Below are 14,113 nucleotides of genomic sequence, written 5' to 3'. Positions count from 1 at the left end.
TGCAAGCGATTTTAGTAATGCCTTAAAGCAAGGTTTTATTGATAAATAATTTCACTTACGAACTTAAAATTGTCAGGCGAAAAATGAACACTTCGAACGAATCTTTTATCCTCACCGTCAGTTGCCCGGCCACGTCGGGCATCGTCGCCGCCGTCACGTCTTACCTGGCGCAGCAGAAATGCTACATCAGCGAGCTGGCGCAGTTCGATGACGAGTTCACCGGGCGCTTCTTCCTGCGGGCGGTGTTCCGCTTCAATGCCGGCGTGGTCGGTGATATCGAAGCGCTCAAGCCGGGCTTTGAACCGGTGGCTCAGGAATTTGACATGACTTGGCAGATCCACGACCGCAGCCGCCCGATGAAGGTGCTGTTGATGGTCAGCAAGTTCGACCACTGCCTGTCCGACCTCCTGTACCGTCGCCACAAGGGCGAAATGGAGATGGACATCACCGCCATCGTCTCCAACCACAAAGACCTGCGCGCCATGGCCGAGCGTGAAGGCATCCGCTTTATCCACTTGCCGGTGACCAAAGACACCAAGGCCCAGCAAGAACAGGCGCTGCTCGACGTGGTGCGCGAGACCGGCACCGAACTGGTGGTGCTGGCGCGCTACATGCAGATTCTGTCCGATGACCTGTGCCGCCAGCTCAGTGGCCGTGCGATCAACATCCACCACTCGTTCCTGCCTGGCTTCAAAGGCGCCAAGCCGTATCACCAGGCGTTCGAGCGTGGGGTCAAACTGATCGGCGCCACCGCCCACTACGTGACCTCCGACCTCGACGAAGGCCCGATCATCGAGCAGGAAGTGCAGCGCGTGGACCACGCCTACAAACCCGAAGACCTGGTCGCCATCGGTCGTGACACCGAAACCGTGGCCCTGTCCAAGGCCGTGAAGTATCACCTGGAACACCGCGTGTTCATGAACCACGACCGTACGGTGATCTTCCGATGAACACACCCCGAATCATCGATGGCAAAGCGGCCGCGCGCGAGGTGCTAGCGGCGGTCAAGCACGAGGTTGAAGTGCTTGGCGCCGAAGGCCTGCAACCGTGCCTGGCAGTGGTGTTGGTGGGTAATGACCCGGCCAGTCGCGTGTACGTGCGCAACAAGGTCGAGCGCTGCGCCGAGGTGGGCATTTGCTCGATAGAGCATCTATTGCCTGCGGATATCGACCAGGCCACGGTGCTGGCCTTGATCGCTGACCTGAATGCCGACCCGCGGGTCAACGGCATTTTGGTGCAGATGCCGCTGCCCAGACAAATCGACGAAGCGGCGGTGATCCAGGCGATTGATCCGCGCAAGGATGTGGATGGTTTCCATCGCGAAAACGTCGGTGCGCTGTCCCTCGGCCAGCCGGCGCTGTACCCGTGCACGCCGAGTGGCTGTATGTACCTGCTTAACCAGGTACTCGGCGATCTTAGCGGTAAGCACGCGGTGGTCGTCGGCCGCTCCAACATCGTTGGCAAGCCGATGGCTGCGCTGCTACTGCAAGCCAATTGCACGGTCACTGTGTTGCATTCGCGCAGTGTCGATGCGCCGCGCCTGTGCCGCGAAGCCGATATCGTCATCGCCGCCGTGGGTCGCCCGCAGTTGATCACGGCTGATTGGCTCAAAGAGGGCGCCGTGGTCATCGACGTCGGCATCAACCGCATTGCCGAGGCCGACCGAACCCGCTTGGTGGGGGATGTGGACTTCGCCAGCGCCGCGCAAAAAGCCGCCGCCATCACCCCAGTGCCTGGCGGCGTAGGCCCCATGACCATCGCCTTCCTGCTGCAAAACACCGTCCGCGCCCTGCGCCAGCAACTGTCTGTACCTGGAGCCCACCATGCCCTTTAGCCTGTTGAAATACGGCTTGTCGTCCGACTACCCGGTGGAAGTGGATTTGCCGGCGCCCAAGGAACTCAAGTCTGCCTATGACGTGGTGATCATCGGCGCCGGTGGCCACGGCCTCGCCACCGCGTACTACCTGGCCAAGTACCACGGCATCACCAACGTGGCCGTGCTGGAAAAGGCCTACCTGGGCGGCGGCAATACCGCACGCAACACAGCGGTGATTCGCTCCAACTACCTGACCTCCGAAGGCGTGCGCTTTTACATCGAGTCGGTGCGCATGTTCAAAGAGCTGTCCAACGAGTTCGACTTCAACATCATGTACTCCGAGCGCGGGCAACTGACGCTGGCCCACACCGACGCCACGGTGCGTGCGTTTCGCCAGCGCGCCGAAGTGAACAAACACTTCGGCGGGCGCTGCGAAATGATCGACCGCCAGCAGATCCGCGAGCTGGTGCCGTCCCTCAACCTCGACCCCGGCCACTTGCCGGTGCTCGCCGGGTTGTGGCACGAAGACGGCGCCACCGCACGTCACGATGCCGTGGCCTGGGGTTACGCCAAGGAAGCGGCCAAGCGCGGCGTCGAGATCCATCAGCTCACCGAAGTGCAGGACCTGGTGATCACCAACGGCCGCATCACCGCTATCAAGACCAATCGCGGCAACATCCAATGTGGCTGCGTGGTGCAGGCGGTGGCCGGTTCCAGTTCGATCCTGCTGAACAAGGCCGGGATCAAGGCGCCGATTCATACCTACCCGTTGCAGGCGATGGTCACCCAGCCGTTCAAGCCGTTCCTCGACCCGCTGGTGAGCTCCTCCGCGCTGCACTGCTACGTGCAGCAAACCAGCCGTGGCGAGATCGTCTTCGGTGGCGGTTCCGACCCGTACCCGCTGTACAACTCGCGCTCCACCCTGGACCTCAAGGAAAGCCTGCTGTCGGCCGCCATCGAGATGTTCCCGTTCATGGCCAACGCCAAGTTGATGCGCCAGTGGGGCGGCATGACCGACATGACCCCCGACTACAGCCCGATCATGGGCCTGTCGCCGGTGGAAAATTACTACCTCGACGCCGGCTGGGGCACCTGGGGCTTCAAGGCCACGCCCATCACCGGCAAGACCATGGCCGAACTGGTCGCCAGCGGCGGCAAGGTTCCGGACCTGATCAAGCCGTTTGCCCTCGACCGGTTCTCCACCTTCCAGCAAGTCAACGAGATGGGCGCGACAGCGGCCAGCCACTGACGGAGTGCACGTATGAAAATCATGACCTGCCCCCTCAACGGCGCGCGCAACATCAACGAGTTCACCTACGGCGGTGAAGTCAAAACCATGCCTGACCCAGCCACCTGCTCCACGGCCGAGTGGGCCGACTACGTGTTCAACAGCGAGAACATCGCAGGCGTGGTCACCGAATGGTGGATGCACAACGCGTCGAGCTACTGGTTTATCGCCGTGCGCCACACCGTCACCGACCAGATTCTGCGCACCTTCGACCCCAAGGAACTGTTCACCCGGCGTATCGACTTCGCCACGGAGGCTTCCCAATGACTCGCCTGCCAGCCCCGATGGGCCTGCTGATCGACCGCAACAAGCCTGTGAGTTTTTCCTTCGACGGCCGCCCGTTCCAGGGCTTCAGCGGCGACACCGTCGCCAGTGCCTTGCTGGGCAGTGACCAGTGGCTGATGTCGCGCTCGTTCAAATACCACCGCGCCCGTGGCCCGCTGACCATGGCCGCCCAAGACGCCAACACCCTGGTGCAACTGCCCGATGAACCGAACGTCATCGCCGACCTGCAACCGCTGTTGCCGGGCCTGCAAGTGACCCCGCAAAACATCAGCGGCACCCTGGAGAAAGACAAGGACGCCTACCTGGGCAAGTTCTCCAAATTCATGCCGGTGGGGTTCTACTACCGCGCGTTCTACAAGCCCAAGGGCATGTGGAAACGCTGGGAGCCGTTGATCCGCAAAAAGGCCGGCCTGGGTGTACTCGACCTCGAATTCAAGCCTGAGTACCACGACAAGGCCTTCCTGTTCTTTGACGTGGTGGTGATCGGCAGTGGCCCGGCGGGCCTGAGTGCGGCGCTGACCGCAGCGGACGCTGGCGCCAAGGTCTTGCTGGTAGAGCAGCAACCGGTACTCGGCGGCGCGCTGACCTATGCACGCTTCGGTTTGGATGCGAACCAGGCCAGCGGCACCCGCGAGCAAATGGTCGGCGCGGTGAGCAACCACCCGAACATCCGCGTCATGACCGACGCCACCTGCAACGCCTGGTTTGCCGACAACTACCTGCCGATCCACCAGGGCAAGCGCATGTACAAGGTGCGGGCGCGCCAGTGCATCGTCGCCAGCGGCGCGTTCGACCAGCCGGTGGTGTTTCGCAACAACGACCTGCCGGGCGTGGTGCTGACCAGCGCGGTGCAACGTTTGATGCGCCTGTATGCGGTCAAGCCGGGCCAGCGTGCGGTGGTGCTCACCGGTAACGATGACGGCTACCTCGCCGCACTGGATTTACACGAACAAGGCGTGGCGGTTGCCGCCTTGCTCGACATGCGCCCACAGCCTGCATCGCAAGCGTTGCTGGCGGCGGTGAAAGCCAAGGGCATCGTGGTGCACCTGGAACACACGGTGTATGAGGCGCTGGCCGACAAGCGCGGCCTGCATGTTACCGGCGTGGACGTGCGCCGCATCGTCGGCCAGGGGCGCGTTGCCGATCAGGGCCAAGTGCTGGACTGCGACCTGCTGTGCATGTCCGCAGGCTACATGCCGGTCTACCAACTGCTGTGCCAGGCCGGTGGCACCCTGAGCTACAACGACACCTGCGCCGCGTTCGCCATCAAGGGCTTGCCGGCCAACTTGCAGATCGCCGGTTCCGTGAACGGCCAGCACGCGCTAGGCAATGTGATCGAGGACGGTCGCTACGCCGCCGCCAAGGCGCTGGCCGCCCTGGGCCTGGGTGAAGAGCCCGCGCAAGCGCCAGAGGCCGACAGTGCGCGGGTCAACTTCGATTGGCCGATCTTTGCCCACCCCAAGGGCAAGGAATTCGTCGACTACGATGAAGACCTGCAGATCCGCGACATCATCAACGCCACCCGCCATGGCTATCGCGATGTGCAGTTGGTCAAGCGCTTCTCCACGGTGGGCATGGGGCCGTCCCAGGGGCGTCACTCCGCGTTGCCGACGGCGCGTTTGGTGGCCGCCTCCACCCATCGCAATATCAGCGAAACTGGTGTGACCACTGCGCGTCCGCCGTTCACCGAAGAGAAACTCGCGCTGTTGGCCGGACGTGGCTTCGACCCTTACCGCCGCACCCCGATGCATGAGCGCCACTTGCAGGCCGGCGCGAAAATGATGCCAGCCGGTATCTGGCAGCGACCGGCGTTTTACGGCCCGGCCCATGAACGCGAACGCTGCATGCGTGAAGAAGCCGAGTGCGTGCGCAACAACGTCGGCCTGATCGATGTGTCCACCCTTGGCGGCCTGGATGTACGCGGCCCGGACGCGGCTGAACTGCTGGAGCGCATGTACACCTTCGGCTTCAAGAAACTGGCCGTGGGTCGTACTCGTTATGCGCTGCTCACCAACGAACAAGGCGTGGTGGGCGATGACGGCGTGGCGTGCCGCCTGGCCGACAACCACTTCTACGTGTCGGCCACCACCAGCGGCGTGGACCGTATCTACCAGCAAATGCTGCAGTGGAACGCCCAATGGCGCTTGGATGTAGACGTGGCCAACGTCACTGCCGCTTACGCTGCGGTCAACCTGGCCGGGCCGCAATCGCGCAAGGTGCTGGAAAATGTCTGCACTGACGTGGACCTCAGCGCCGAAGCCTTCCCTTACCTGGGTGTGCGCGAAGGCACGGTTGCCGGCAATCCCGCGCGCATCCTGCGGGTCGGTTTCGTTGGCGAACTGGGCTACGAAATCCACGTGCCGGCGCGTTTCGCCGAAGCCCTGTGGGACATCCTGCTGGACACCGGCAAAGCCTTTGGCATTCGCCCATTCGGCGTCGAAACCCAGCGCCTGCTGCGCCTGGAAAAAGGCCACGTGATCATCAGCCAGGACACCGACGGCATGACCCACCCCGGCGAGATCGACATGCAGTGGGCGATTGCCCGCAAGAAGCCGTTCTTCATCGGCAAACGCTCGGTGGAAATCCTCGAAGCCCAGCCCCTCAAGCGCAAGCTGGTGGGCTTCAAACTGGCCAAGACGCAACCGTTGCCGCTGGAAGGGCACCTGGTGCTCGAAGGCGCGGACATCAGCGGCAACGTCACCTCGTGCGAATACTCCAGCACCCTGGACGCCATCATCGGCCTGGCCTATGTCAGCGCCAAGCAGGCGGCACCGGGCAGCCAAGTGCCGATCCGTGTGGGCGGTGGGCAAATCGTCAGCGCCACGGTGGTCGAACTGCCTTTCTATGACCCTGAAAACAAGCGTCAGGAGCTGTGACATGAATAACCTTGAGCGAAGCCCGCTGCACTCTCTGCACACCGACGCGGTGATGACCTCCTTGGGCGGCAAGCCGTTCGTGGCTAGCTACGCCGACGAACACCGAGCCTGCGGGCTGGTGGACCTGGCCAACCTGCACCGTGTCGGTTTTCGCGGTGCCCAGGCCGCCGAGTTCCTCACCGGCCACGGTTTCAGCCTGCCCCAAGCGCCCAACGTCGCCGTGCGCCAATCGGGCGGTGAATGGGTCGCACGGTTGTCGATGAACGAATACTTCCTGCTGGGCGCCCTGGGCGACGGTGGGGAGCGCCTGGCGCAACTGGAAGCCGGCTGGACGTTCAGCCCGCAAGCCAACTACTGCCTGCCACGCCAGGACAGCCACACTTGCCTGGCGCTGTTTGGACCGCGTGTCAGCGAGATCATGGCCAAGCTCTGCGGTGTCGACCTGAGCGCCTCGGCGTTTGCGCCGGGGAGCGTGGCGCAGACCTCCGTGGCGCGGGTCAACGGCATCATCGTCAACACCGGCACCGATGACAGCCCGTGTTTTCACCTGCTGTTCGACCGGGCTTCGGCGCATTACCTCTGGCATGTGTTGATTGATGCCATGCAAGAGTTCGACGGCGCCCCGGCTGGCATCACAGCCCTGCCGAGATAGCCCTGCCTATGCAGTCCAAATGTGGGAGGGGGCTTGCTCCCGATAGCGGTCTTTCAGCTAAAGATGTGCTGACTGATACACCGTTATCGGGAGCAAGCCCCCTCCCACATTTTTTGATTTGTGTCGGGCCGGACACTGGTATCTTGTCTGGCATTCGGTAGCCCCAAAACATTTTGTAGACGAGAGATGCACATGAGCGAGCAGGACCCCTCAGCCAAAGACTTGGACTACATCGTTCCAGCCCTGCAACGCGGCCTGCGCATCCTGGAACTGTTCAACTCCGACCAGCGCAACCTGAACATGAACGAGCTGGCCGAACTCATGGGCGGCAGCGTTTCTTCCATTTATCGCATCGTGCAAACCCTGGCGGCGATGGGCTACCTGCAAAAAGTCGGCAAGAACGGCTATGAGCTGGGGCCGCAATTGATCTCTCGGGGTTTCACCTACCTGGCCAGTCGCGACATCGTCGACGTGGCCCTGCCGCACCTCAACACCCTGCGCGATCGCACCTCACTGTCGTGCCACCTGAGCATCCGCGAGCAGCACCACACCCTCTACATCTACCGCTCGTTTGCCCAGCAACGGCTGTCGGTGAATATCCCCATCGGCACGCGCATTCCGTGCCACTGCAATGCGATGGGCAAGATGCTGCTCAGCTCCATGAGCGAAGCGGAGCTGGAGTCGCTGTACCAGCACGTGCGCCTGGACGACCACATGACATCCGGCCCCAGGAACCTGCCGGACCTCAAGCTGGCCATCAGTGAAGCGCGCGAACAGGGCTGGGTACTCAGCCGTTCTGACTACGCCACCGCCATTGCCACCGCCATCCGTGACCATGAAGGCAATGTGGTCGCCGCCATCAACGTGTCCGGCCCCGACGCCATGATGGCCGCCGAAGGCGTGCTGGAACGCACCCGCGACATGCTGCTCGAATGCGCCCGGCAGATCTCCGCCGAAGCCGGTTACCGTCCTGCCGCACTGACGTAAAAACGCCAGGCCATCGGCCTGGTGTTTTTGTCTGGGTTACCAGTTCAGCGGGTATTCGGTGATCAAGCGCACTTCATCCAGGCTGCCATTGAACGAGTTTCGATAGGTCGCCTGGCGCATCCGAAAGCTCAGGTTCTTGGCTGGGCCGGACTGCACCACATAACCCATCTCGATATCCCGTTCCCACTCGCGGTCGTCCTGGCCCGCGCTGGCGCTGAAGTTATCGCCGCGCACGTAGCGGGTCATAAAGGTCAGGCCGGGTACGCCGATGCTGGCGAAGTTGAAGTCGTAGCGTGCCTGCCACGAACGTTCGTTCTCGCGGGTGAACTCGGCGTACTGGATGTAGTTGGACAGGTAGTCCGTGTTGGTGCCGTCCACATACAGCTGGAACGCGCCACGCCCGTGGATCTGCTGGTTGGCCAGGGAAAAGGTGCTGCCGGCATAGCGATACGCACCCTTGAGGCTGAACGACTGGTTATCCAGCTCGCCGGCTTTTTCTTCGCCCTGGCTTTTGAGGTCGTAGGCCCGCAGGTCCAGGGACACGGTTTGCAGGTCGTCCAACGGCTTGACCCAGGCCAGCGCGGCGTAGCGCTTCTTCCAGTAGTCCTTGACCGACGAGCCGTACAGCGACGCGGTGAGGGTTGGGGTGAGCTTGTAGCTGGCGCCGAGGATATCGGCGCCGGTCAACGCCGAGCCTGGGCGTCTGGCGTAGGCCTGCAAGGTCATGGAGGTGAAATGCCCGGCCTCCACGGTCAAGTCCTTGACCTCCTTGCTGCTGAGGAAAAAGCCCTCGACGGTTTCCGGCAGCAGGCGCGAGTCGGCTGTGGCGAACACTGGCGTAGCCACTGATTGGCCGCCGTACTTGAGCACGGTATTGGAGACTTTGATCTTTATCGCACCGGTGGCTTTGGAATAGTCATTTTGCGCATGGTCCACCCCCGCAACATGGTTGCCGCTGCTGGGCAGCAGGCCGCTGTTGATGCGGTCTGAGCTGCTGTCCAGTTTCAGGCCATACATGCCCAGCAAATCAATGCCGAAACCCACGGTGCCCTCGGTGAAGCCCGAGTTGAAGGTGCCGATCAGGCCCTGGGCCCATTCCTGGCGATAACTTTGTGCGGTGCTGGCGTTATCGCGAAAGTCTCGGTTGAAAAAGAAGTTGCGGTTTAGCAGTTGGGTTTTACTGTCCTTGAAGAAAGCTGACTCGCTCAGTTCATCGCCCACTGCAAAAGGTGTTGCCGCCAGCATTAACAAGCCTGCGCCCCATACGCTCATACGTTCCATAACGTCTCCAAAGTAATATTTATGGCAGCCATAAATGTGTGTGCATCGTTATTGTTGTTATTCGTGGACGTAACGGAATCAGTCCAGAATTTCTGCTACGGCGGCATTGGCCATTGCGGCAAATACCTTTACTGCTCGTTCAACGGAAAGTGCCTGCTCGGGCAAGTACAGAAACCCGTCGAGGGTGGTCAGCACACTTTGCGTCATCACCTGTATCGCCGAGGCTGGCGCCTTCAGCGTGCGTAGCTGTGTGCCCAGGGCCTGGTTGAGTAATACCGCCAGCTCCTGGCGCAACTGTTCAATGCAGCATTGTTGTTCGGGGGATAAGCTGTGGCGCTCCCTGATGGCTAATAACAAGTGCCGCCGTTCGCGACAGGCGTGGCTGATAGCCCCCCGTACAAAACCATCGAGTAAAGACGCGTTTCTGTGCGCCGCGCGTTTTAATTCCCGCCGGATTGAATAGTTAAGTGCCTGTTGTGTGCCTTCAATGATTTCAAATAACAACTCCTGCTTACTTTCAATGTGTGCATACAGTGAGCCGGCACTTAATCCCAGTTCGCTGGCAAGTTTCCTTAAACTGACGGCGTGATAACCCTGTTGGTAAAACAACCTCAAGGCGGCTTCGCGAACTTCCGTGCTCCGATCTATTGGCTCGCATTTAACCTGGTGTTGCACAGTGACTTCCCGGCCGACATTCGGCTGTTAAACGAAAGAGGGCGACCCCGGCATTGCGCCAGGGTAGCCATCGGTCTTACCAGGTGCGCGAAGGCGCGTAGGTTTCCTTGACCACGCGCGAGGAGGTCCAGCGCAGGATGTTCATCCAGGAACCTGCCTTGTCGTTGGTGCCGCTGCGACGGCCGCCACCGAACGGATGCTGGCCGACCACCGCGCCGGTGGTTTTGTCGTTGAGGTACAGGTTGCCTACGGCGTTCACCAGCACGTTCTGGGCGTGCAGCAGGGCGAAGCGGTCGGTGCTGAAGATTGAGCCGGTGAGGGCGTAGTCGGTGCTGCTGTCGATCAGTGCCAGGGTGTCGTCCCAGGCTTTTTCTTCGTACACGTACACGGCCAGGATCGGGCCGAACAGCTCGTCGCGCATCAGCGGATGCAGCGGGTTGCTCACCTCGTACACGGTCGGTTGGATAAACCAGCCCGGCTCGCTCCAGTACTCGCCACCGGCCACCAGAGTGGCGTGTGGATCGTTCTTGGCGCTGTCGATACGCCCACTCAAGCGCTGGAACGAAGCCTTGTCGATCACGGCACCGTTGTAGGTATCACGCTCGGCCACATCGCCGATCTTCAAACTCGCCACCAGTTGCTGCACACGAGCCTTCACTTGCGGCCACAGGTTTTTCGGGATGTAGGCACGGGACGCTGCGCTGCACTTCTGCCCGGAATAACCAAACGCGCCTTTGACCAACGCAATCGCCACTTCATCGGCATTGGCCGAAGCGTGGGCCAGCACGAAGTCCTTGCCGCCGGTTTCGCCGATCAGGCGCGGGAAGGTGCGGTACTTGTCGATGCGCGCACCGGCTTGTTGCCACAGTGAGCGGAAAACGTCGGAAGAACCGGTGAAGTGCAGGCCGGCAAAATGCGGCGAGTTGAACGCCACGTCGGTCACGGTCGCCGGGTCACCCGGTACAAAGTTGATCACGCCCGCTGGCATACCGGCTTCCATCAAGGCCTCGTAAAAGATGTAGTTGGCCAGCGCCGATTTGTTCGACGGTTTCCACAGCGCCACGTTGCCCATCACTGCCGGTGCGCAGGCCAAGTTGGCGCCGATGGCGGTGAAGTTGAACGGCGACACGGCGTACACGAAACCTTCCAGTGGGCGCCAGTCGGCACGGTTCTGGGCGTCACGGGTGGAGGTCGGTTGTTCGCTGTAGATCTTCTGCGCGAACAGGGTGTTAAAGCGCAGGAAGTCGATCAGCTCGCAGGCGCTGTCCGGCTCGGCTTCGCCGATGGTCTTGCTCTGGCCGAGCATGGTCGCGGCGTTGATGCGGTGGCGCATGCGCCCGGCGACGATGGCGGCGGCGCGGTGCATGATCGCTGCGCGGTCGGCAAACGGCACGGCGGCCCATTGCTTGGCCACGGCCATGGAGCTGTCGATGGCTTGCTGGGCATGCTCGGCAGTGGGGCGGTGCAGGCGGGCCAGCAGGCGCGACTGGTCGTGGGGCGCGCGGATTTCTTCGATGTCGCCGGTGTAGATCTTCTCGCCGCCGATCACGGCGGGGATGTCGATCACTTCAGGGTTGGCCAGGTGCTTTTGCAGCTCGGCCCACTCGGTGGACTCGGCCAGGTAGGCCAGTTCTGGTTCGTTATCGGGACGTGGGAAATGTGGGGTAGCGTTCATACGTGGCTCCTGGAGTTAAAGCGAAGAATTCGTGCCGGGCAACACGCGGCCCGGGTTGAAGCGGTTGGCGGGGTCGAGCAACGCCTTGATGCTTTGCATCAGGTCCAACTCGGCCTGGGGCTTGTAGATGTCCATCTCATCGACATGCAGCGAACCGATGCCGTGCTCGGCGCTGAAGGTGCCGTCGAGCGCCGCGGCGATGTCGTACAGGCGGCAGCTGAGGGCATGCTGAAAGGCTTTTTTGTCGGCCACTTCGGCCCACGCCGCGTGGGGGAACATGGCGATGTAGTGCAGGTTGCCGTCGCCCATATGGCCAACGATCACCGGGCGCGCCTCGGGGTAGTGCTCGGCCAGCGCGGCGCTTGCCTGGTCGACGAAATCCGGGATGCGGTAGATCGGCACAGCGATGTCATGGGTGATGCCCATGCCTTCATGCACGTTGGATTCGGTGACGCTGTGGCGCAGCAACCAGAGGTCCTGGCGCTGTTGTTCGCTGGAGGCGATCACCGCGTCTTCGATCACTCCCGCTTCAATCGAGGGCTCCAGGCATTCGGAGAGCGCATCCACCAGCATCTCGCTGGTGCCGGTGGCCGCCGACAGTTCGATCAGCACCACGCATTGCGGCGAACGGGTCAGTGGGCGTTTCACGGTGGGTGAATGCTTGAGGACGATTTCGTATTCGCTGCCGGAGATGAACTCCAGGGCAATCAACGAACCGGGAAACGCCTGCTGCAACGTCAGGCCTTGGGCAACGGCGGCGTGGATATCCGACACGGCCAGCATCGCGGTGACCATCGCCTTGGGCTGCGGGTACAGCTTGAGGGTGGCGCCGGTGACGATGCCCAGCGTGCCTTCGGCGCCGATAAACAGGTGCTTGAGGTCGTAGCCGCTGTTGTTCTTGCGCAGGGTGCGCAGGCCGTTCCAGATCGTGCCATCGGGCAGCACCACTTCCAGGCCGAGGATCAGGTCGCGAGTGTTGCCATAGCGGATCACGTTGACGCCACCGGCGTTGGTGGCGATGCAGCCGCCGATCTGGCACGAGCCTTCGGCACCGAAGCTCAAGGGGAACAATTTGTCTTCGGCAGCGGCGGCGTCATGGATGTTGGCCAGGATGCAGCCGGCTTCGACGGTCATGGAATTGTCGGCGGTGTTGACGCTACGGATGGTGTTCATGCGCGCCAGGTTGAGCACCACGTTGCGCCCGTCTTCGGTGGGCACCGAGCCGCCGCATACGCTGGTGTTGCCGCCCTGGGGGAAAATCCGCAGGTCGTGTTCGGCGCAAAAACGCACCACGGCCGACACCTGTTGCGTGGACGCAGGAAACACCACGCACAGCGCTTGCCCGTGATGACGCTTGCGCCAGTCCACCAAGTGCGCCTGCATGTCGAATTGCCCCTGGACTACACCTGAGCCACCGACGATGGTTTGCAGGCCTTGGATAATGGATTGCTCGTTCATAGGGGCCCCTTACTTCAATACGATGCTGTCAGCGGCAGACCAATGCACATGCATGGGTTGGCCGATGGCGGTGCGTTCGCTGAGGCGGCTGGAGATGTCCTTGACCAGCAGGTTGCCGCCACCGGGCAGCTCCAGCTCGAAGCGGGTCATGCCGCCCACGAAGGAAATCTGGCGCACCACGCCACTCACGCTGTTTTGTGCTGCACCCGGCAATACGGCGCCTTGGGTGATGGCGATTTTTTCCGGGCGGATCATCACTTTGGTACGGGTGCCCACCACGATGTCCTGGGTGCAGCCGGTCTTGACCTGGAGCTGCCCGCCGGTGGCGAGGTTGACGCGGTTCGCGCTGTCCACGGTGCAGTCCAGCAGGTTGGATTCGCCGACAAAGTCCGCGACGAACTCGCTCTTGGGTTCGAAGTACAGCTCGTCTGGCGTGCCGTGCTGGGCGATGCGCCCGCCGTTCATCAGGCAGATGCGGTCGCTCAGGTTCAGCGCTTCTTCCTGGTCGTGGGTGACGTAGACCAGGGTGGTGCCCAGATCGCGGTGGATCTTCTTGATCTCGCCTTGCAACTGGTCCCGCAGCTTTTTATCCAGGGCGCCCAGGGGTTCGTCCATCAGGATGATCGACGGCGAGTAGACGATGCAGCGCGCAATGCCCACGCGTTGTTGCTGGCCGCCGGACATTTCCCGTGGCTTGCGCTTTTCAAAGCCCACCAGGCCGACGCGCTCAAGGGCAACGCCGACCTTTTGCTTGATCTCGGCACTGCTGGCGCCGCGAATGCGCAGGGGGAAGGCGATGTTGTCGAACACGTTCAGGTGCGGCAGCAGGGCGTAGTTCTGGAACACCATGCCCAGGCCACGTTCGCGGGAGGGCTTGTCGAGTACGTCCTGGCCGTCGATCAACAGGCGACCGCTGCTGGGCTGGATCGCGCCGGCAATGATATTGAGGATGGTGCTTTTGCCCGAGCCGCTGGGGCCCAACAGGCTTAAGAACTCGCCACGGCGCACATTGATGTCGGTAGTGTGCAGGGCGTCCAGGCCGCCGTAGCTTTTACGGATGCCTTGGAAGGAAATCATGGTGTCGCTGGTTGGTTGAGCGTTGAGCATAGGAACTCCGATA

12 protein-coding genes are annotated in these 14,113 nt (G+C 61.9%); 7 read left to right on the top strand and 5 right to left on the bottom strand.

Going from position 1 to position 14,113, the window contains the following annotated elements:
* Nucleotides 1-83: 83 nt before the first annotated feature.
* The 7 genes from purU to ACLD1Y_RS11675 all read left to right on the top strand — a co-directional run bounded on the left by purU (nt 84) and on the right by ACLD1Y_RS11675 (nt 7,904).
* The gene (gene purU, locus ACLD1Y_RS11705) at nt 84-950 is read left to right on the top strand and encodes a formyltetrahydrofolate deformylase (protein ID WP_429478151.1); all 867 of its coding nucleotides are present in this window, start codon (nt 84-86) and stop codon (nt 948-950) included.
* Entirely contained in the window at nt 947-1,834 is an 888-nt protein-coding gene (gene folD / locus ACLD1Y_RS11700) for a bifunctional methylenetetrahydrofolate dehydrogenase/methenyltetrahydrofolate cyclohydrolase FolD (protein ID WP_429478150.1), read from the top strand. The genes purU and folD overlap by 4 nt, the downstream gene beginning before the upstream one ends.
* Nucleotides 1,824-3,065: an FAD-dependent oxidoreductase gene (locus ACLD1Y_RS11695; RefSeq protein ID WP_429478149.1), complete on the top strand. Its 1,242-nt coding sequence runs from the start codon at nt 1,824-1,826 to the stop codon at nt 3,063-3,065. Before folD ends, ACLD1Y_RS11695 begins: the two co-directional genes overlap by 11 nt.
* A 12-nt stretch (nt 3,066-3,077) precedes the next feature.
* Complete coding sequence (locus ACLD1Y_RS11690) at nt 3,078-3,371, top strand: sarcosine oxidase subunit delta (RefSeq protein ID WP_429478148.1); 294 nt, start codon at nt 3,078-3,080, stop codon at nt 3,369-3,371.
* Nucleotides 3,368-6,265, top strand: coding sequence for a 2Fe-2S iron-sulfur cluster-binding protein (locus tag ACLD1Y_RS11685; RefSeq protein ID WP_429478147.1), 2,898 nt, complete (start codon nt 3,368-3,370; stop codon nt 6,263-6,265). The genes ACLD1Y_RS11690 and ACLD1Y_RS11685 overlap by 4 nt, the downstream gene beginning before the upstream one ends.
* 52 nt (nt 6,266-6,317) lie before the next feature.
* Nucleotides 6,318-6,917 (top strand): sarcosine oxidase subunit gamma, encoded by a 600-nt coding sequence (locus tag ACLD1Y_RS11680; RefSeq protein WP_429478276.1) that lies wholly within the window; start codon nt 6,318-6,320, stop codon nt 6,915-6,917.
* 192 nt (nt 6,918-7,109) lie between these two features.
* Complete coding sequence (locus ACLD1Y_RS11675; RefSeq protein WP_105695420.1) at nt 7,110-7,904, top strand: IclR family transcriptional regulator; 795 nt, start codon at nt 7,110-7,112, stop codon at nt 7,902-7,904.
* Nucleotides 7,905-7,940: 36 nt separating this feature from the next.
* Here the strand turns inward: ACLD1Y_RS11675 and ACLD1Y_RS11670 are convergent, their stop codons facing one another.
* From ACLD1Y_RS11670 to ACLD1Y_RS11650, 5 genes are all read right to left on the bottom strand, one after another.
* Nucleotides 7,941-9,185 carry an OprD family porin gene (locus ACLD1Y_RS11670; RefSeq protein ID WP_429478146.1) on the bottom strand — a complete coding sequence of 415 codons (1,245 nt, stop codon included), beginning with the start codon at nt 9,183-9,185 and terminating at the stop codon, nt 7,941-7,943.
* 78 nt (nt 9,186-9,263) lie between these two features.
* A complete protein-coding gene (locus tag ACLD1Y_RS11665; RefSeq protein WP_429478145.1) occupies nt 9,264-9,860 on the bottom strand; it encodes a TetR/AcrR family transcriptional regulator in 597 nt (198 codons plus the stop codon).
* 76 nt (nt 9,861-9,936) lie between these two features.
* Nucleotides 9,937-11,535: an L-glutamate gamma-semialdehyde dehydrogenase gene (pruA, locus tag ACLD1Y_RS11660; RefSeq protein ID WP_429478144.1), complete on the bottom strand. Its 1,599-nt coding sequence runs from the start codon at nt 11,533-11,535 to the stop codon at nt 9,937-9,939.
* A gap of 15 nt (nt 11,536-11,550) precedes the next feature.
* Nucleotides 11,551-12,993, bottom strand: coding sequence for an FAD-binding oxidoreductase (locus ACLD1Y_RS11655; RefSeq protein ID WP_429478143.1), 1,443 nt, complete (start codon nt 12,991-12,993; stop codon nt 11,551-11,553).
* Between the two features lie 9 nt (nt 12,994-13,002).
* On the bottom strand, nt 13,003-14,100 hold the full coding sequence (locus tag ACLD1Y_RS11650) for an ABC transporter ATP-binding protein (protein WP_429478142.1): 1,098 nt from the start codon (nt 14,098-14,100) through the stop codon (nt 13,003-13,005).
* Nucleotides 14,101-14,113: the final 13 nt, after the last annotated feature.

Origin of the sequence: Pseudomonas sp. 18175 (assembly GCF_050432925.1) — a bacterium.
Lineage (GTDB): Bacteria > Pseudomonadota > Gammaproteobacteria > Pseudomonadales > Pseudomonadaceae > Aquipseudomonas.
This window is presented reverse-complemented; position numbering and strand designations above follow the sequence as displayed.

Coding starts and splice junctions, on each gene's coding strand:
- ACLD1Y_RS11650 (WP_429478142.1), bottom strand. CDS start 14,100: ATGCTCAACGCTCAACCAACCAGCGACACCATGATTTCCTTCCAAGGC.
- ACLD1Y_RS11685 (WP_429478147.1), top strand. CDS start 3,368: ATGACTCGCCTGCCAGCCCCGATGGGCCTGCTGATCGACCGCAACAAG.
- ACLD1Y_RS11680 (WP_429478276.1), top strand. CDS start 6,318: ATGACCTCCTTGGGCGGCAAGCCGTTCGTGGCTAGCTACGCCGACGAA.
- ACLD1Y_RS11675 (WP_105695420.1), top strand. CDS start 7,110: ATGAGCGAGCAGGACCCCTCAGCCAAAGACTTGGACTACATCGTTCCA.
- folD (WP_429478150.1), top strand. CDS start 947: ATGAACACACCCCGAATCATCGATGGCAAAGCGGCCGCGCGCGAGGTG.
- pruA (WP_429478144.1), bottom strand. CDS start 11,535: ATGAACGCTACCCCACATTTCCCACGTCCCGATAACGAACCAGAACTG.
- ACLD1Y_RS11695 (WP_429478149.1), top strand. CDS start 1,824: ATGCCCTTTAGCCTGTTGAAATACGGCTTGTCGTCCGACTACCCGGTG.
- ACLD1Y_RS11690 (WP_429478148.1), top strand. CDS start 3,078: ATGAAAATCATGACCTGCCCCCTCAACGGCGCGCGCAACATCAACGAG.
- ACLD1Y_RS11655 (WP_429478143.1), bottom strand. CDS start 12,993: ATGAACGAGCAATCCATTATCCAAGGCCTGCAAACCATCGTCGGTGGC.
- ACLD1Y_RS11670 (WP_429478146.1), bottom strand. CDS start 9,185: ATGGAACGTATGAGCGTATGGGGCGCAGGCTTGTTAATGCTGGCGGCA.
- purU (WP_429478151.1), top strand. CDS start 84: ATGAACACTTCGAACGAATCTTTTATCCTCACCGTCAGTTGCCCGGCC.